Origin of the sequence: Sporosarcina luteola (assembly GCF_023715245.1) — a bacterium.
In the GTDB taxonomy this organism is placed as follows: domain Bacteria; phylum Bacillota; class Bacilli; order Bacillales_A; family Planococcaceae; genus Sporosarcina; species Sporosarcina luteola_C.
Map to the genome: position 1 here is coordinate 92,706 of NZ_JAMBNV010000005.1, position 17,695 is coordinate 110,400.

At 42.6% G+C, this 17,695-nt stretch carries 15 protein-coding genes; 1 reads left to right on the forward strand and 14 read right to left on the reverse strand.

Annotated features, from left to right (window positions below; translation table 11 throughout):
- Positions 1–211: 211 nt before the first annotated feature.
- The 14 genes from M3152_RS16420 to M3152_RS16485 form a co-directional block, all read right to left on the reverse strand.
- On the reverse strand, positions 212–901 hold the full coding sequence (locus M3152_RS16420; protein WP_251696778.1) for a FadR/GntR family transcriptional regulator: 690 nt from the start codon (positions 899–901) through the stop codon (positions 212–214).
- 18 nt (positions 902–919) lie between these two features.
- Complete coding sequence (locus M3152_RS16425; RefSeq protein WP_251696779.1) at positions 920–1,870, reverse strand: ornithine cyclodeaminase family protein; 951 nt, start codon at positions 1,868–1,870, stop codon at positions 920–922.
- Between the two features lie 129 nt (positions 1,871–1,999).
- Positions 2,000–3,466 (reverse strand): alpha-ketoglutaric semialdehyde dehydrogenase GucD, encoded by a 1,467-nt coding sequence (gucD, locus tag M3152_RS16430; protein ID WP_251696781.1) that lies wholly within the window; start codon positions 3,464–3,466, stop codon positions 2,000–2,002.
- Positions 3,467–3,478: 12 nt separating this feature from the next.
- Positions 3,479–4,408, reverse strand: a complete 930-nt coding sequence (kdgD, locus tag M3152_RS16435) for a 5-dehydro-4-deoxyglucarate dehydratase (RefSeq protein ID WP_251696783.1) — start codon at positions 4,406–4,408, stop codon at positions 3,479–3,481.
- A 136-nt stretch (positions 4,409–4,544) separates the two neighbouring features.
- Positions 4,545–5,846, reverse strand: a complete 1,302-nt coding sequence (locus M3152_RS16440; protein ID WP_251696880.1) for a TRAP transporter large permease — start codon at positions 5,844–5,846, stop codon at positions 4,545–4,547.
- Between the two features lie 2 nt (positions 5,847–5,848).
- Positions 5,849–6,343: a TRAP transporter small permease gene (locus tag M3152_RS16445; RefSeq protein WP_251696784.1), complete on the reverse strand. Its 495-nt coding sequence runs from the start codon at positions 6,341–6,343 to the stop codon at positions 5,849–5,851.
- 19 nt (positions 6,344–6,362) lie between these two features.
- A complete protein-coding gene (locus M3152_RS16450) occupies positions 6,363–7,367 on the reverse strand; it encodes a TRAP transporter substrate-binding protein (protein WP_251696786.1) in 1,005 nt (334 codons plus the stop codon).
- Positions 7,368–7,522: 155 nt separating this feature from the next.
- Positions 7,523–8,521 (reverse strand): aminopeptidase, encoded by a 999-nt coding sequence (locus M3152_RS16455; protein WP_251696788.1) that lies wholly within the window; start codon positions 8,519–8,521, stop codon positions 7,523–7,525.
- Between the two features lie 56 nt (positions 8,522–8,577).
- A complete protein-coding gene (locus tag M3152_RS16460; protein ID WP_251696790.1) occupies positions 8,578–9,033 on the reverse strand; it encodes a RidA family protein in 456 nt (151 codons plus the stop codon).
- A gap of 416 nt (positions 9,034–9,449) precedes the next feature.
- Positions 9,450–11,177 carry a thiol reductant ABC exporter subunit CydC gene (cydC, locus tag M3152_RS16465; protein WP_251696792.1) on the reverse strand — a complete coding sequence of 576 codons (1,728 nt, stop codon included), beginning with the start codon at positions 11,175–11,177 and terminating at the stop codon, positions 9,450–9,452.
- Positions 11,174–12,904 (reverse strand): thiol reductant ABC exporter subunit CydD, encoded by a 1,731-nt coding sequence (gene cydD, locus M3152_RS16470; RefSeq protein ID WP_251696794.1) that lies wholly within the window; start codon positions 12,902–12,904, stop codon positions 11,174–11,176. The genes cydC and cydD overlap by 4 nt, the downstream gene beginning before the upstream one ends.
- A complete protein-coding gene (cydB, locus tag M3152_RS16475; protein ID WP_251696881.1) occupies positions 12,904–13,878 on the reverse strand; it encodes a cytochrome d ubiquinol oxidase subunit II in 975 nt (324 codons plus the stop codon). The genes cydD and cydB overlap by 1 nt, the downstream gene beginning before the upstream one ends.
- A gap of 29 nt (positions 13,879–13,907) precedes the next feature.
- A complete protein-coding gene (locus M3152_RS16480; protein ID WP_251696796.1) occupies positions 13,908–15,320 on the reverse strand; it encodes a cytochrome ubiquinol oxidase subunit I in 1,413 nt (470 codons plus the stop codon).
- Between the two features lie 439 nt (positions 15,321–15,759).
- Positions 15,760–16,578, reverse strand: a complete 819-nt coding sequence (locus tag M3152_RS16485; protein ID WP_251696798.1) for a ZIP family metal transporter — start codon at positions 16,576–16,578, stop codon at positions 15,760–15,762.
- 187 nt (positions 16,579–16,765) lie between these two features.
- Between M3152_RS16485 and M3152_RS16490 the strand changes: the two genes are divergently transcribed.
- On the forward strand, positions 16,766–17,407 hold the full coding sequence (locus M3152_RS16490) for a hypothetical protein (protein ID WP_251696800.1): 642 nt from the start codon (positions 16,766–16,768) through the stop codon (positions 17,405–17,407).
- Positions 17,408–17,695 lie beyond the last annotated feature (288 nt).

Sequence of the window (17,695 nt, forward strand, 5' to 3'; positions counted from 1 at the left end):
TCTGCTGAATCCCTCTTTGCCACAAGACGTTCATCCTTCATGTTATTCAACTTGAATGTCATTTGACACAGTTTTATTCGTAAACATTTATGAACAGTTCCCTATAAAATTTTCCCAACAACGAAAAAAGCAGGAACGGGGAAATAATCCGTCCCTGCTTGCATTATAAAACCATTAAAAAAGCCCGCAGCCAAATGCGGACTATTTCCCACTATTCCTTTTGAACGTTATCCAAGAGTTTCGCCCTTACAAAGCTCAAATGCTTATACATCTGTTTGAATGCTTCATATGGATCCCTGTTTTTCAGCGCCTCGTAGATTGCTAAATGATGTTCCACAGTGACATCAGGTTCACGGTACGGAATTAGGCTATCCGTTTTTTCGTGGGAAATCAGCAGAGATTCTATCATTCCTTCAACGACCGGGTTGTTGGCGCTTTGTGCGATGATTCGATGGAATTCCTTATCCAATTGACCATAGTCGCCTTCTGGATTGGCTTGGATACTGTCGATGGTTTCCTTTAACAGCTCGAGCTTGTCGTCTGTTATTTTTTCGGCGGCGATGGTGACAAGTCCCAACTCCAAAGACATACGGGCTTCAATAACTGCTGGAACATTATTGATGGATAAGGCGAGCATCACTTTGAACGGGTTGCTGCCGACTTTTTCGTTGACAAATGTCCCTCCGCGGGGCCTTCTCGTAATTATTTCCAAGGTCTCGAGCGAGCTAAGAGCTTCACGTAGCACTGGTCGGCTCACATCGAATTGCTCCATCAGATTCATTTCCGCTGGTAACTTATCTCCAGGCTTCAATTGTCCATTCATGAGCAGTTGGACAATCTGTTCCAATACCAATTGTGAAAGGGTGCTTCTGCGGACTGTATCCATTTTATATTCTTTCATAGGCTCCTCCTTTCATTTCTAAATTGCTTTTACAGTGCTCGTCATTCGTTCATATACCAATTTCGCCGTTAGGATGTCAAGAATGGAGATGCCTACAGACTTGAATAGCGTTGTTTTTTGCTTCATCTCATCGTTTTCCCCACCTTGTACAAGGCTTTTCAGTTCAGGGACCGTCTCCTCACTATGGCCGAATTCTCTGGCTTTCCTCATCTCGCCGCACTCGGAAAACGCGGCGTGCGTATCGACGTAGAGGTGATCCACTTCTTTGATGATTGCGTCAGGAATTTCCTGCATGAATGATTTGAACGCACCTGAACCTGCGAAATGCTTTCCAGTCAGGTCCACGGATCCATCATAAGGAATGACTGGGTCAGTTGAAGTTGTTGTCGTAATGATGAGTTGTGCTTCTGACAAAATCGTTTCAGGAGTAGAAATTTCAAAGCGTATTGCTGGGAACTCCTTTTTCGCTCTCTCCATAAAAGGATGAAGTCTTTCCTGACTACGATTATACACCAAAACCCGCTTTATTTGTCTGACAGCACATGCTGCCTGTAAATGACTCCACCCTTGGTCTCCTGTCCCGATTACACCAACCGTATCCGCCTCATTTGCCGCCAAGTATTTCATACCCACCCCACTGACAGCACCGGTCCTCATGGCAGTAATCGTTCGAGCGTCCATTATAGCAAGCGGTTTCATTGTCTTCCTATCATTCAATAAAAAGATGCCCCGTAACGTCGCTTCACCGATTGCGGCATTTCCAGGCGCGATTCCAATTACTTTCGCCCCAAAATAATCCTCGTAAAAAGACGGCATGAGCAAAGCGGAATTGTCGTCGTCATTGATGAACAAACGATCTGGAATTAACGATCTGCTCTCACCGTCATTCAAATAATACTCTTCGATTGTATCGATAATATCTTTCACTGTAATGAGGCTTCTGATTTCTTGTTCGTCAATAAAACGCATTGGTATCCTCCTCAATAGTAGGTTTTCTCTATAAACAGAAGAGAGACCAACGAGTTTCGCTGGCCTATCCTTTGATATTTTAAAGACAAGGAGTTAGACGATCTATCGCATTACTCCTGCTTTGTCATCTTATTTGATAAACACTGTTTTAATCGCTGTATAGAATTCTTTTGCAGCTTGACCTTGCTCGCGTGAATGGGAACTGGATTGCTTCATGCCGCCGAACGGAGCTTGCAGTTCAACTCCGGCACTTTCCGCATTGATACGAACCAAACCTGCGTCCATTTCATTGATGAACGCCAGCATATTGCTAATGTTCGTTGTGAAAATGGAAGCACTTAACCCGTATTCCGAGTCATTTGCCAATTCAAGCGCCTCTTCGATCGTCTCCACTTTCATCAGGGCAAGGACCGGGCCAAAAATCTCTTCCCTCGCGAGTGACATAGTAGAAGATACATCTTCAAAAACTGTCGGCTCCACGAAGTAGCCATTCAATCCTTCTTTCTTCACTTCGTTTCCACCGAGGAGAAGTGTGGCCCCTTCCGCTTTCCCTTTTTCAATCGCGGAAAGCACTGTGTCCAACTGACTTTGACTGGAACTTGGACCCATCCACGTTCCTGCATCCATGCCGTCTCCGACAGTGATTTTCGCCACTTCTTCAAGTAGTTTCCCTTTAAAGTCCTCATAGACATCCTGTTGAACGATGACCCGGCTTGTCGCTGTACATTTTTGTCCGGATGATTTTAATCCTCCGCTGATCGTAGCTTCAACCGCCAAATCTAGATCTGCATCATTTGCAACAATTACAGGGTTTTTCCCACCCATTTCAAGTTGATATTTAATGCCTCTGGAAACGGCGATTTGTGCCAGTTGTTTGCCAACCGTATTCGAACCTGTGAATGTAATGGCGTCAATTTCTTTATGGTTCGCCATTTCCGGCCCGATAAGAGATCCGGATCCTGTAACCAAGTTCACTACTCCGGCTGGAATGCCTGCGTCATGTAAGCACTCGATGATTTTCGCACTCGTCACCGCTGTCTCACTTGCCGGTTTAAGGACAACAGCGTTTCCATAGACGAGAGCAGGCGCCATTTTCCAAATCGGAATGGCTACCGGGAAGTTCCATGGTGTTATGACGCCGACAACCCCTACTGGAACTCTCGTCGTGAACATCAATGCTTCACTGTCAGTTGAAGGGATCACATCGCCTACCGACCGCATTCCCTCACCTGCATAATAACGTAGAATCGCTACGCCACGAGCCGTTTCGCCTTTCGCTTCCGGTAAAGTCTTACCCATTTCGAGAGTCATCGCTGTTGCAATGTCTTCGATACGCTCTTCCATAATGGAAGCAGCTTTCAACAAATAATCTCCCCGTACATTACCGGTCAGCTTGCGCCATGCTTTTTGGGCTCTGCGTGCAGCAGATGCCGCCTTGTCGAAATCACTGCTGTTGGAAAGCTGATAAGCACCAACAACTTCGTCTTTTCGAGCCGGATTTTTACTGACGCCTGTTTTGCCTGTTTCAGACGCGACCCATTCACCGTCAATGTAATTCAAGTAGGTTTTTGTTTTTGCTTCTGTTGTAGTTGTCATAATTTCCTCCTATTAGACCGCTGTAACTTTAGCAGGGTATTTTTCCAAAGCCTTTTCGATAATGACTTTCAACTCTTCGTAATGCCCTTCTTCGACAGGAGCAATTGGTGCGCGAACGTTCGTAGTGACAGGAAGACCGACGATTTTCATGCCCGCTTTGATCAGCGAAACAGCATAGCCTTTCTTCTGTTTACGGATACGGTGAATTGGGAAAATAACATCCTTATACAATTCATTCACCAATTCTTTGTCATCGCTAAGAAGTGCCTCATAGTATTTTGCTGAAATGTGAGGGATATAGTTGGAAATCGCTGACGAATACGATGTGAATCCTAGGTTCACATACGCTGCCATCGTCACTTCCGCAAGCGGCATTCCGTTGATCCACTCCAGACGGTCCCCGATTAGGTGTGTGAATTCCACGTTCTTTTCCATATTTCCAATACCGTCTTTAAACCCGACGAGTTGCGGTAGTTCGCACAGCTTTTGAAGTGTTTCAGCTTCAAAAATACAATTGTCGCGCTGATAGACGATCGCATTCAAATCCGAGCTTTGAATAATTTCTTTCAAGTAATTGTAAATGCCATCCTGTGATGGTTCGATCAAGTACGGCGGTAAGATCAAGTACCCTTCTACGCCAAGCTCTTCAGAAATCCGCACCTGCTCCAACGCGTGCGTAATGTTGCCGCCGACTCCTGTATAGAGAGGAACCTTCCCTTTTGTCTTTTCAACAGCCACTTCTACCATGGATCTATATTCTTCATTGCTTATCGCATGCAATTCACCCGCGCCACAAGCTACAAAAACTGAAGATAACCCTTCTTCCACTAAGAACTCAATATTCTTCTCCAGTCCAACTAAATCCAATTTACCTTCTGCATCCATTGGTGCTACGGGAAACCCTAATATTCCTTTCGGTGCCTTTGCTCTTGACGTTGCCATGTAAATTCCACCCTTCAAATATAATAGTGACTTTCTATATGTCTTATTGTAAGACAATTAAACTAGTCTGTCAAATGCTATTTTCATAAATTCAGAAAATAATGGCGCCCAGCTGAATGGATTCACTTAATTCGGATTACCGATATCCAGCCAATGACGGTAAGAATGTTGAAAACCACGGCATGTAAGTTATTAACAACAACACTACAAAAATAGCACCATAAAAACGCAATAGATGCGGCAAAACCCTTTCAAGCTTTCGATCGGCCACTTTAATGCCGGCGAATAGAATATTACCGACAGGTGGAGTGATTGTTCCAATGCATAAATTGAACGTGAGCATAATTCCAAAATGCAAAGGTGTCATTCCTAACGCCATACAGACAGGAAGTAAAATTGGCGTGAAGATTAAAATTGCAGGTGTTAAGTCCATGAACGTTCCGACGAATAGTAATAAAATATTGATTGCGAGCAAAATGATAATTGGATTGTCTGATATCCCCAAAATTGCATCAGCCAAGAAGTTAGGAATTCCCGTAAACGACATGACCCAACCCAATATATTTGACGCACCAATTAAAAACATGATGATTGCCGACAACTTTGCACTATCAATTAAAATGCCATACAATTCTTTTATTTTTAATGTTTTATAAAAGATCGTTGATAACAGCAAACTGTAAACGACCGCAATTGCAGCACTTTCTGTAGCCGTAAATATACCGCCGACAATTCCTCCGATAACGATAATGATCAATAATAAGCTTGGAATTGCTTCCAGTGTGACTGTAATAAAATCCTTTAGTGAGATAGGTGTTTTATCAACATAGCCATTTTTTTTCGTATAAAAAAATGCAACAACCATACAGCTAAGCCCCCATAGTATGCCGGGAATCACCCCACCGAGGAAAAGGGCCGCCACGGAAGTGCCCCCACTGATCAGCGCATAGGTGATCAAAGCTGTACTTGGAGGAATCAATAAGCCCGTTGGTGCAGTTGCGATGTTAATAGCAGCCGTGAAGTCGCTGTCATACCCTTTCTTTTTCTGAATAGGGCTCATTATTGTCCCCATTGCAGATACTGCAGCTGTCCCGGAACCTGAGACGGATCCGAACAACATATTCGCTACAACGTTCGTATGAGCTAATGAGCCGGGAATCCTCCCCGTCAAAGCTGTTGCAAAATTGATGAGCCGGAGCGCAATCCCTCCTTTATTCATTATATTTCCGGCTAAAATAAAGAAAGGAATTGCCAATAAGGTGAAAATGTTAATTCCTTGAAACATCTTTAACGCGGAAGAAGGAACAGCTGACGAAAAACCTAATGATTGTGTAATGGCTAATATCGATGCAACAACCAATGTAATTCCAATCGGGACACCTAAGAGTAATAGAACAGCCAGTGTCACAAGAATCAATAGAGCTGCTGAAGCTGCTATACTCATTGGAATTCCTCCTTTCCATCTCCGTGATACTCTTGGACAGCTTGGATAATATTCAAGATGTTGTAAGCGATAATCAATATCCCGCTGATCGGAAGAATCATATAAATCCAATCCAATGTTATGTTTAGAGTAGGCGAAGCCTGTATGGCACCCACTCCTACAAAATCCTTTCCTCCCATTAGAAAGACAATGACTGCAATGACCATAATCAGCAATTCCGTAAAGATGGATAGCGCAAGACCCCATGCTCCTGTTAACTTATCTGGAATAATGGACAATCGCATATGATCTTTTTTCCCAAATACAAGTGCAGCGCCAAGCAAGGATACCCATACAAATGAATAGCTCAACAAATCCTCCGACACTGTGCTAGGAGTTTTAAAGGCATATCGTGTAATCACTTGGTACGTTGCTAGAAATGTCATGAAAGCTAAGAGGAAAGCACATATCCCAGCAAGCGATTTATCTAAAATGCTTCTCACCTTGATCATCGTTATCATCTTCTTTCCATTAGTTCTGGATTTGTTGAACCAGGTCATACAACTCTTGCAATTTTGGATTTCCCTTCAACAATGCTTCTTTGACAGGCTGCTGCATTTCTTCGAATGGTTTTTTGTCGACGGTAATAAACTCGACGCCCATTTCTTCTGCTTCCTCAATCGCTTCTGCAATTTGATTGTCCCATTCTCCGTTGGCAACTTGTGTACTTAACTTGAACGCCTCTTGAAACACTTCTTTTTCATCCGTCAAGGAATCCATGAATTTCGTACTTACGACGAACACGTCTGTAAAGATTTGGTGTTCCGTACGAGAATAGTATTTTGCCACTTCCCCATGTTTCATCTTCACAAGTGCCATCTCAGGGTTCGTCCCAGCATCAATGACACGATTCTGCAGGGCGGTATATACTTCTCCGTACGCCATAACGACTGCCGCTGCATTAAAGCCTTGGACCATCTTCACATTCGCTTCACTTGACTGAACACGAATCTTCAATCCTTTGAGGTCTTCGGGCTTTTCAACTCTCTTTGAGGCGTAGATATTATTTACGCCATTAGCAAACCAGGTAACGCCCTGAATGCCCTTATCGACCGTTGAGTTGTAAATCTCATTGACGAACTCTTCATTCTCCATGACTTCTCGGAAACTAGCTTCATCGTTAAACAAGTATGGTAAGCTGAAAATCTTATATTCATCTGCAAATGCTTCTAGATTGCTTCCACTCGTCACAACCATGTCCAACGAGCCCATCTGCAGTAATTCAAGCACTTCAGAATTTCCGCCAATAACCCCATTATGGAAAATCCTCACCTCGTACCGGTCCCCCAGATTTTCCTCCACATGTTCTTTGAATGCCTGTAAACCAAGTGCTATCGGGTGGTCATCGGGCTGTACGGTTGCAATGCTGATAATTCGTTTACTCCTTAATTCTTCACTACTCACCGAAGTGGAACACCCGGCTAAGGCTAGCATTAAGATCATGCATAAAACGGCAGCTGAATATTTTCTAATCATCCTCATATCCTCACCCTTGTATGATTATTTCCGAATCAAGTATCCATGTAAGCGCTTACCAACTGGAGCGGACGAATTACTGGCAACCTCTTAGTACGTCCTGTTGTCTTCTATTGAGAAAACCACTTTGCATACTAAGAGGTTTTATTCATCTATTAGACAAGCAATTCTCCGTCTTTCATAATAACTCGGCCATCAATCTCACAAGTCACCGTTTTTATTACCATATCAAGATGCAGCGGCGAATTGACATGACCGCCAAAGTTCAAGTTCTTACCGATTCCAATATGGATGTTGCCGAAAGAGCCTTCGTCAGGTGCCATATGGCCGCAAAGGATATTTTCTTTGTTCAACCCAAGTCCCAGTTCAGCAATATTGTAGACTGTCGGATCATTGAATTCCGCCAATAGTTTACGTAAAATATCCGCCTCGCGACCACCTTGTATTTCTGTAATGAAGCCATCCTTAACGACGCATGTGATCGGTTCTTCAATAAGGTTCAATAATGGATGTGGAATGCTGCCGTCAAACACTAATACACCATTGGCAGTTCCTTCAACCGGTCCCAATGCAACTTCTGCGTTTGGAGGAAACGAAGCAGCTCCAGGCACAGTGGCTGTCCCATGATCCAATACAGGGTCTCTTCCTTCAATGCTGCACACCATATGCGTTCCGCCAGGGGCAGTAAGTGTGAACGTTTTTCCTTTATAATGAGGAGCAACTCGATTGACCACTTCAGTAACTTCATCAAAATCTGCAGTTAATCCACCTTCTTCAAACATGTGAAGAGCATAGTCTTGTAGCCCAATCCAACGCAGACGACCGTTCTTACTAGCATCTAATCTCGCTTTTGAATGATACATCGAATACGTTGTCGCTCCAAAAGCCACATCACAATTATTCATGGCGGCTCGTACAGCTTCCGTCGGTTCGGCTCCATGCCCTTCTCTTGTAGGCATTACCATCAAGGTCGTTTCAAAAAACTCTTTTGCATGTTTGTAAACAAATTCACCGATTTCCAACTTGTTTTCATCGGTAATGACGAGCACCTTTTCTCCTTCTTTTAAATGCGTAATACTCGTAAATAATTGTTTAATCCCGAGTGGTAAATCTTCCAGCATTTCTGTCCTTGATTTTACTAATACATTTTCCATAATTATTTTCCCCTTTTCATTTTCAATTTCATTTCAAATCCATTGCCCAATTTCCGTTACTCTACTTCAACAATGATTTCTACTTCTACAGGTGTCCCTCCGGGAAGAGAACTCGCCCCCAGGGAAACTCTGCTATGCTCTCCTACTTCACCGAAAACCTCGATGGCCAAGGCTGAGACTTCATTCATGACTTCCGGCTGCTCGATGAAGTCTGGTGAACTCGCCACATACCCTTTAATATTGACGATTTTCCGAATTGAGTTAAGACTCCCTGTCATATTCCGGACAGTAGCCAGACAGTTAACGAATGCAATTTTCGCTGCATCTTGTGCTTCTTCGATTGTAACTGTATTTCCTACAATTCCTTGATATTTTAAAACCCCATCTACCTTTGCTGCGTTACCGGAAACAAAAATCAAATTGCCGGTGCGTACCCCATCTTCAAATATGCGCTTATTTGCTGGTGCTGAAAGTTTATAGCCTAAACCTTCAATTTTCTCTTCATAATTCATAAGCGTCCCTCCCGTTGGAAAAGTTTACTATTTCATAACACTTCACTTAGACTTTTAGTAGTCTGACTGTTATAAAATATCTCTTTTTAATATTGTAAGACAAATAAAATAGTAAGTCAATTACAAATTAATTACTTTAATGACATGAATGAAATTATAAACTGAATAGAAGAATTAAGCTTTAGTAGTTTCAAAAAAGTGCAAATTGAACTAGGAGTTTGTAAAGTTCATCTACCGTATCACCTACTACTTCAGATGCGTGAGAGAGGAAAACTCTTTTCCAAGCAACAAAAAAGCATGAACGGTGAAAATCCGTCCATGCATGCTAAGTGCTTATTATGTCATGTTCTTACAGAAGAAAAAACTGAGCGGTAAATAGAGTAGTTCCACTCCTTTATCGCTCAGTTCCCAACTCATCAAATCCCTTTATCCATTTCATACAACGCACGGTACTTTGATGAAGTCGCTAGCAGGTTTTCATGATTTCCTTGTAAGACGATGTTGCCTTCTTCCAGAAAGATGATTTCGTCCATTTGTTCGATGCCCGCTAAATGATGTGTCACCCAAATGACCGTCTTGTCTTTTGCCGCATCGAACATTGTTTGCAGTAGGTCATGTTCTGTTTTCGGATCAAGTCCAATCGTTGGTTCATCAAAAATAACAATCGGCGTTTGCTGTAAAAGGACACGGGCGAATGCAATTCGTTGGCGTTCTCCACCTGAAAACCGATGTCCCATTTCTTCCATCGGCGTTTTCAGTCCTGTAGGGATCGAAGCGAGTAATTTCGTTAGTTGTGCTTGTTCAACAACTTCCGAAATCTCTTCATCAGATGCTTCGGGATTTCCAATCCGAATATTATTTTCCACCGTTGTATCAAAAAGATGTGATTTTTGATTCAAAATTGACAGCGATTTGGCAAGCAAGCTTTGGCTTGCTTGTTCACCGTTGATGAATACATTTCCTGCTGTCGGCTGAAGTGCGCCTGTCAAAAGTTTTAGCAGCGTTGATTTGCCCGTACCGCTCCGACCTAAGATTGCAACTTTCTTACCTCTGTCAATCGTCAAGGTCATCCCACTAATGACATCTTCCTTACTTTCTGGATAACGATAGGATACGTTTTGCACTTCAATCGCTGGTCCGTTTGCTTCGCGAATAGCTGCTACAGCTGACTGCGGAGCGTGACCTGGAGCATCGCCGGTTTCGGTTTCCACCTCTTGTAAACGTCGAAGTGATTCTTCATACGCGGGGATCCGTTCAATTGCTTCAGAAGCCGGTGAAAGGGCATCGGTAATTGCTAACATCATTAATGCAAAAGCTGCAATTACAGTTGGTGCTATTTGCCCTGTCTCCGCTTGGTTGCCTGCCCAAGCGATCATCGCCATCACTGCAATGCCGATGACAAGTTGAACTATAGCATTTCGCACATGTTGCCATCGATTCATTCTCTTTTCAATTTCTAACAAGTCGCGTTCATCGGTTTTATAATCAGATAAAAATGATTCAATTCGTCCACTGGCAATCCAATCCGATAAGCCGAATACGGCATCTGTTAATTGCGCGTATAATTGATTGCGTCCTTGTTTTAGCGCGATGTATTTACGTCGCGTCACGAGTAATGAAATAAAAGGAATTACGAATACAATAATCGCTAACACAAGCGCCATCATGAGGGCGAATACCCAGTCAAATAATCCAAGCACGCCAATCAATGCACCATAAACGAATAGCGATAAGATACTTGGAAATACAGTTCGTAAATAGAAATCCTGTAAATGCTCGATGTCCTCGGATAACATACTCAATAAGTCACCCGTTTTATAACGTGATTGCAATACTAATGCCTGAGGTTGCAGAACACGGTACAGCCGTGTTCGCATTCTCTCCAAAATGCGCAAAATGACGTCATGGCCAATGAGTCGTTCTAAATAACGCATGACTGCCTGGCTTATACTAAACGCCCGTACCGCCACAATGGGAACGTAGACGATCATAATATTTTCCGGGCGAAGGGCTGACTTTGAAATTAAATAACCCGATATGAACAATAACATCACACTAGATGCGACTCCAAGCACGCCTACCAATACGGTAAGCAACATCCGCCCTTTATGTTGTTTCATATAAGGGATAATCCAAGTTCTCACAGCTCTCCTCCCCTTCCCCGGTTATGTCTAATCAAATCTGTATACACACCTTGTTTCCGAATTAATTCATCATGTGTACCACTTTCGACAAGACTCCCCTCTTTTAATACGACGACATGATCCATATCCTTCATCCAATGAATGCGATGCGTCGCAAGAAAGACGAGTTTCCCTTCAAATAGGCGAAGCATTGATTGTTTCAACTCATATTCTGTCTCAATATCAAGATGTGCTGTTGGTTCATCGAGAATAATAATGGGGCGTTTACTTAACAATGCGCGGGCCATCGCAATTCGTTGTTCTTGACCGCCACTTACTGAACGCCCCCCCTCGCCGATTTGGGTATCCGCTTGTTCAGGCAATTGTTGAACGAGAGCGCGAAGACCTGTTTCATCGATGACCTGCTCGACTTCCTCATCAGTGGCAGTCGGTTCATAAAATCGAATGTTTTCTTTAATCGACGCCGGGAAAATATAAGGGTGCTGCGGGATATAGGCAATCTGACTTGTCCAATCCGTTCGCATGAGCGAAGGTGTTTTCTCTTCGTTCACTTCGATCAGCCCACTAGTCGGCTGTAAAAAGCCAGCAATAATATCGATGAATGTTGACTTTCCAGCCCCTGACTCACCTACAATCCCAATTGCTCCGCTACCTTCCCATGCAAATCGCAGGTTATTTACAATCTGTTTTTCATCTACACTAACTGTTACTCCATGAAACGCAATCTTGCTCATCGGTCCCCATTCGATGTTCGCGTTCATCGCAGGGAGAGTTGTATCCTCATGTTCTTTAATGATGGATTCTATTTGTCCCAAGGCAATTTGCCCGTCCAACGTCGCATGATAATCCGTTCCAACTTGTCGGATTGGCAAAAAGTATTCAGGTGCTAAAATAAGAATCGTTAACGCCGGTAGAAGAACGATCGCACCATCAATGAGGCGGAACCCAAGACCAACCGCAACGAATGCGATCGACAAACTCGTAAAGAAATCGAGTGCAAATGATGAGAGAAATGCGATACGAAGTGTTTTCATCGTCGCTTTCCGATATCGTTTGCTGACACGTGCAATTTTGCCTTCATGCCTTTCGCTTACTCCTAAATACGTTAACGTTTCCAATCCTTTTAACGTATCGATGAAGTGATTCGATAGAATGCGATAAGTTTTATACTGATTGTCTGCCATCTTTTGCGCCGCCATCCCAAGTAAAATCATGAAAATGATAATGATCGGGACAGTGGCGATTAAGATGATGGATGATATTTTGTCGAACGTAAAAATAGTAATCGCAAGTACCGCAGGGATGATAAAGGTACGGATCATACGTGGAATCGTGATCTCCAAATACGTTTTGACTTGTTCAATCCCTTCAATCGCAAGCGTAACGAGTCTCCCCGTTCCGTTTGTCTGCGCAAATCGTGGACCGAGTTTAAAATAGGAAGCGGTAAGTTGTTCGCGTAACGCTTTCGTTGTTCGGACTGCAAAGCGCTCTGACAGCAGTTGTTGGACGTGGGATAAAACGTGACGCATGACGAAAAATACCAGGAATAAAAGGAGGTCTTTCCAGATTTCTTGAACAGTTGCCCCTTGGAATAAAGATGTCACACTTCGTCCCAAGAAAATGGCTTGAAAGACGATTGCACACGCTTCTACTAAAATGAGGAACGTCAGGGACGTATAGAGAGAACGGCTGCCGGGGTAAGATGGGAGTCCTTTTTTTCTTTTCATTAATACTCCAACTGGTCCTTCCCTTTGAGACGTTCACGAAATACGTAATAGCTCCACCCTTGGTAAGCTAGCACGAAGGGAATCAGCGTTAACGAAATATAACTCATCACTTTTAACGAATAGTCTCCCGATGAGGCGTTATAGACCGTTAAATCATTTGCTGCGCCAAGCGTACTGATCATGACACGTGGAAACAGTCCGATAAAGACACTTGCGGTTAACGCAATGATTGTAATGGTCGTCATTAAAAATGAGAGTCTGTTCCTCTTCTTTTTATTCAATATCGTTGAGAGGAGCAATGTTCCCCAGGCTAACAGTGGCAACGCTATCCACCCAGTTCCGTGTGCAGTGAAGATATCTGTCTTCCAAAGACCTGCTGCGGCAAAAGCAAGCAAGGCAAGCAATACCGCGGGTGCAAATCTCGATGACGCAACCCTTGCTCGTTCTTGTAGTTCGCCTTCTGTTCGCAGTGTGATAAATTGCAACCCATGTACGATGCAAAGAAGCGTAAACATCACACCGCCAAGTAAGGCAAATGGATGAAGCAATTGTAGAAACCCACCGATCATCTCCTTATGTTGATCGATTGGAACACCTGTCATAAAATTCGTCAATGCCACTCCCCAAAGGAATGGGGGGACAACGCTTCCAATAAAGATCGCCCAATCCCACACCTGTTTCCATACGGGATGGTCCACCTTCCCTCTAAATTCAAATGCCACGCCACGTAAAATTAACGCAAGCAACATGAACACAAAGGCAATATAGAAACCACTAAACAGCGTTGCATACCAATGTGGAAATGCCGCAAACATTGCGGCACCAGCTGAAATGAGCCACACTTCATTGGCATCCCAAAACGGGCCGATCGAATTTAAATACACTCGCTTCTCATAATCATCGCGTCCTAAATACTTAGCAACCGTGCCGACGCCAAAGTCAAATCCCTCAAGCACGAAGAATAACGTGAACATAAAAGCGATTAGCAGAAACCATAATTCACTTAGTTCCAAATATAATCATCCTCCCGACCGGATGGGTCAACAGCATCAACATCAGCATCAACCTCAACCGTTTTTTCCTGATATGCACCTTGCTTAATTGTGCGGACGTATAAATAAACCGCTACCCCCGCTAAAATCGCATACAACGTTGAAAATGAAATTAACGAAAATAGAACCTGCCCTGCTGTCACATTCGGGGATACGGCATCTTCTGTTTTCATGACACCGAAGACAACCCATGGCTGACGACCCATTTCCGTCATTATCCAACCGACAGTATTCCCGATAAACGGTAACGCTATAGCGTATACCATTACTTTCATGAACAATGGGTTTTGTTCAAGTTTGTTTCTCCTTGATACAAACCAGCCGTATACTCCGAGAAGAAGCATGATTGTGCCAGCAAACACCATTGTACGGAAGCTCCAAAATACTGTTCGAACAGGTGGAATATAGTTGCCAGGCCCATACTTTTCTTCATAGTGCTTCTGAATCGTATTCATCCCTTCAACTTGTCCACTAAATTTATTGAACGATAAAACACTTAACATATAAGGGATTTGTATTTCATTTGTCGTTGTCTTTTCATAAGGGTTTATTTTTGCTACGACCGTAAACGGTGCCGGATCAGCGCTGTCTTCCCATAATGCTTCCGCGGCCGCCATTTTCATAGGCTGCGTAGTAAGGAGATGCACCGCTTGTTGGTGACCGACGAACAGAACGACAACTGTTGAAACCGTTGCAATGATAATGGAAATCTGAAAAGACTTCTTGAACATATCTAGTTGTTGTTTCTTTAGAATTTTCCATGCACTGATTCCTGCAACGAAAAAAGCACCTGTTGCAAAAGCTGAAAATAAAACATGCGGGAACTGAACCCATAATTGCGGGTTTGTTAATAAAGCGAGGAAATCATTCATTTGGGCTCTGCCTTCAAAATATTCAAAGCCTACGGGGTGATGCATAAATGAATTGGCTGTTAAGATCCAAAATGCGGAAAGAACAGTTCCAAACAGAACGAGCCAAATGGATAGTAAATGAACTCGTTTCGGCAAGCGATCCCAACCGAACACCCATAATCCAATGAAAGTTGACTCCATAAAGAACGCAAGCAGTCCTTCGATTGCAAGTGATGGACCAAAGACGTCTCCGACGAATCTTGAATATGTCGACCAGTTCATACCGAACTGGAATTCTTGTAAAATTCCTGTTACAACACCGACTGCAAAGTTAATGAGAAACATGGTTCCCCAAAACTTCGTCATTTTTTTATACTTTTCATCGCCTGTCCGATGATAAATCGTTTGCATAATCGCAATCGTCAGTGCGAGACCGATTGACATCGGGACGAAAAGATAATGAAATATTGTTGTAGAAGCAAATTGTATCCTTGCTAAAAATATCGGATCCATTTCACAAATACACTCCTTTAAAGTAATGCTACGAATAATATTTCCATGAAACCAATTTACTTGGGATTCTTCATGGAGTATCCAAGTATACATGTATCTTTATACACTATCCATGCCGAAACGATGACTAATCAACGACATTTCTTTGTCCAAAGTTTGGCGGATTTGTGATCAATAATCTTATTGTGACAAAACAATTATCTCGATTGTTCACAATTGATCAGCGAGGTGAATTAGAAAGGTTTAAAAGATGTTTAATTATAAAAAAATTACTATATCATTTATTTTCGTAAGAATCCCTGTATAAAACAGGAACCTTCATTTTTAAAAAAATAAAAACAGCCAGTGTGAATAAGTACACACTGGCTGCTCTATGAAATGTATTATTTTTTTATACAGCGTTGTCTTCTGGATAGTAGCAGATAGTATTGTTCATCCCTTATCCAAATGCGACATCAAGTATCATCATGACTGCAAATCCTAGCATTAAGCATATCGATGCCAAGTCTTTATTGCCATTTTCCTGTGATCCGGGGATAACCTCTTCCACTACTACAAAAATCATTGCCCCTGCAGCAAAGCTTAAGGCGAATGGAAGAAGGGGCTGCATCGTTGTCACTGCAATTACACCGATTACAGCTGAAATAGGTTCAACCGCACCTGAAAATTGTCCATAGAAGAAACTTTTCCTGCGTGACATTCCGTCTCTCCGCAGTGGCATTGAAACCGCTGTCCCTTCGGGGAAGTTTTGGATTCCGATTCCAATTGCCAAAGCAATAGCGGCTGCCATTGTCGCGGATGGCATACCTGCCGCCACAGCACCGAAGGCAACCCCGATTGCTAAACCTTCAGGTATATTGTGTAACGTAATCGCAAATACGAGAAGGGTGCTCCGCCGTCTGCTGGCAGGATTGATGCCCTCAGCGTCTTTCATGGAAGAGCTCGGATGCAAGTGGGGAATGATCTTATCCGCTATCCACAGAAAGAGGCCTCCCAATAAAAAGCCGATAGCTGCCGGAAACCACGATGGAAACGAACTATTTTGTTCAGCCATTTCAATGGAAGGTGCGAGTAACGACCAAAAACTTGCCGCAATCATTACACCACCCGCAAACCCCAACATCCCATCCATCAACTTCTGATTGACTTTCTTCGTTGTAAAGACCAAAGCTGCTCCGACAGCAGTCATTCCCCACGTGAATAAAGTGGCGATCAATGCCTGTGCAATCGGATTCAGTCCTATAAAATAATCCAACATCAATAGTCACCCTCTTATGTCTTAATTGTATAGATTATCGCTATTATATGCGCGATGTTTCCTTCGTGCAACATTTAATTTTCGAGTATTTCCTGTTAGAATATAATATCCCCCATAACATTGCATGATATGATTAAGAAATGGCATTGAGCAACAATTACACAAGGATTTTTAGGAGTGACGAACAATGGATAAAAAAGAGCGACAATTAGTTGATTACTACTACACTAAGTTTGCAGATAGAAGCTTTGATGAAAAAGATGTCTTAAGCTTTTTACTGTTTATAAGAGAAGATGTGCAAGACAATAAAGTGATGAAGGAACTGGGAGACTTTATTGTACAAAGGGAAAATTGTACAGGGTACGTCAAAGAATTTTTCGAGGAGTGCAAGCAGATTATTGAAAACCTCGGCAAAGGAAGAAAGCAAAAGATCGAGAACCTGTTCTCCTTTAAGGAGATTCGGAACGGCTTCAACGCGTTTTTCATCGACCAAGGTTATGAAAAAATGACACCCGAAGTAATTAACGACTTCATTTTATGTATTATTTCCTTATTGCAAAACGTTAAACTACTATCGGGCAGCTCCAATAAGGAAATTGGCCACTTAAGTTTTGCTGCATCCAGCAAAGAATTATTTTTAATGGGCAATATGAAAGCATTACATAAAGGGCGATTCATACCCGTGACATTCCCTGTCCTATCCGTAAGGAACATGTACGAGAAGATTAAACCACAAGATGAAAACGACACCCCTTATCTATTTGATAATGAAATTATACAGGTCGAAAATAATAACGGACAAATCATCATTACCTTCCCTACAATATAAAAAGCCTTTTAATATTTTTTTACTTAGGTGCCTGTGCATGACACAATTCAGTTAATACACTACAATTGCATAAATGAAAAACGGGAAGCTCATCGGATCGTCATTTGGTGGGCTTCCCTTTGTATTTATATAACTTTTAGTGAATTGTCATAAATGCACCGTGCACAGGCACCGAAACAGGTACCGAGACAATTCAGTCAATACACTACAATTGCATAAATAGAAAACGGGAAGCTTTCCAAATCGGTATTTGGTGAGCTTCCCTTTGTATTTATATAACTTTTTATG

What these genes read in the sequence shown, in the direction of transcription:
- M3152_RS16420 (WP_251696778.1), bottom strand. Translation starts at nt 901, where the DNA reads ATGAAAGAATATAAAATGGATACAGTCCGCAGAAGCACCCTTTCACAA.
- M3152_RS16425 (WP_251696779.1), bottom strand. Translation starts at nt 1,870, where the DNA reads ATGCGTTTTATTGACGAACAAGAAATCAGAAGCCTCATTACAGTGAAA.
- gucD (WP_251696781.1), bottom strand. Translation starts at nt 3,466, where the DNA reads ATGACAACTACAACAGAAGCAAAAACAAAAACCTACTTGAATTACATT.
- kdgD (WP_251696783.1), bottom strand. Translation starts at nt 4,408, where the DNA reads ATGGCAACGTCAAGAGCAAAGGCACCGAAAGGAATATTAGGGTTTCCC.
- M3152_RS16445 (WP_251696784.1), bottom strand. Translation starts at nt 6,343, where the DNA reads ATGATCAAGGTGAGAAGCATTTTAGATAAATCGCTTGCTGGGATATGT.
- M3152_RS16450 (WP_251696786.1), bottom strand. Translation starts at nt 7,367, where the DNA reads ATGATTAGAAAATATTCAGCTGCCGTTTTATGCATGATCTTAATGCTA.
- M3152_RS16455 (WP_251696788.1), bottom strand. Translation starts at nt 8,521, where the DNA reads ATGGAAAATGTATTAGTAAAATCAAGGACAGAAATGCTGGAAGATTTA.
- M3152_RS16460 (WP_251696790.1), bottom strand. Translation starts at nt 9,033, where the DNA reads ATGAATTATGAAGAGAAAATTGAAGGTTTAGGCTATAAACTTTCAGCA.
- cydD (WP_251696794.1), bottom strand. Translation starts at nt 12,904, where the DNA reads ATGAAAAGAAAAAAAGGACTCCCATCTTACCCCGGCAGCCGTTCTCTC.
- cydB (WP_251696881.1), bottom strand. Translation starts at nt 13,878, where the DNA reads ATGTTCACGTTATTCTTCGTGCTTGAGGGATTTGACTTTGGCGTCGGC.
- M3152_RS16480 (WP_251696796.1), bottom strand. Translation starts at nt 15,320, where the DNA reads ATGGATCCGATATTTTTAGCAAGGATACAATTTGCTTCTACAACAATA.
- M3152_RS16485 (WP_251696798.1), bottom strand. Translation starts at nt 16,578, where the DNA reads ATGTTGGATTATTTTATAGGACTGAATCCGATTGCACAGGCATTGATC.
- M3152_RS16490 (WP_251696800.1), top strand. Translation starts at nt 16,766, where the DNA reads ATGGATAAAAAAGAGCGACAATTAGTTGATTACTACTACACTAAGTTT.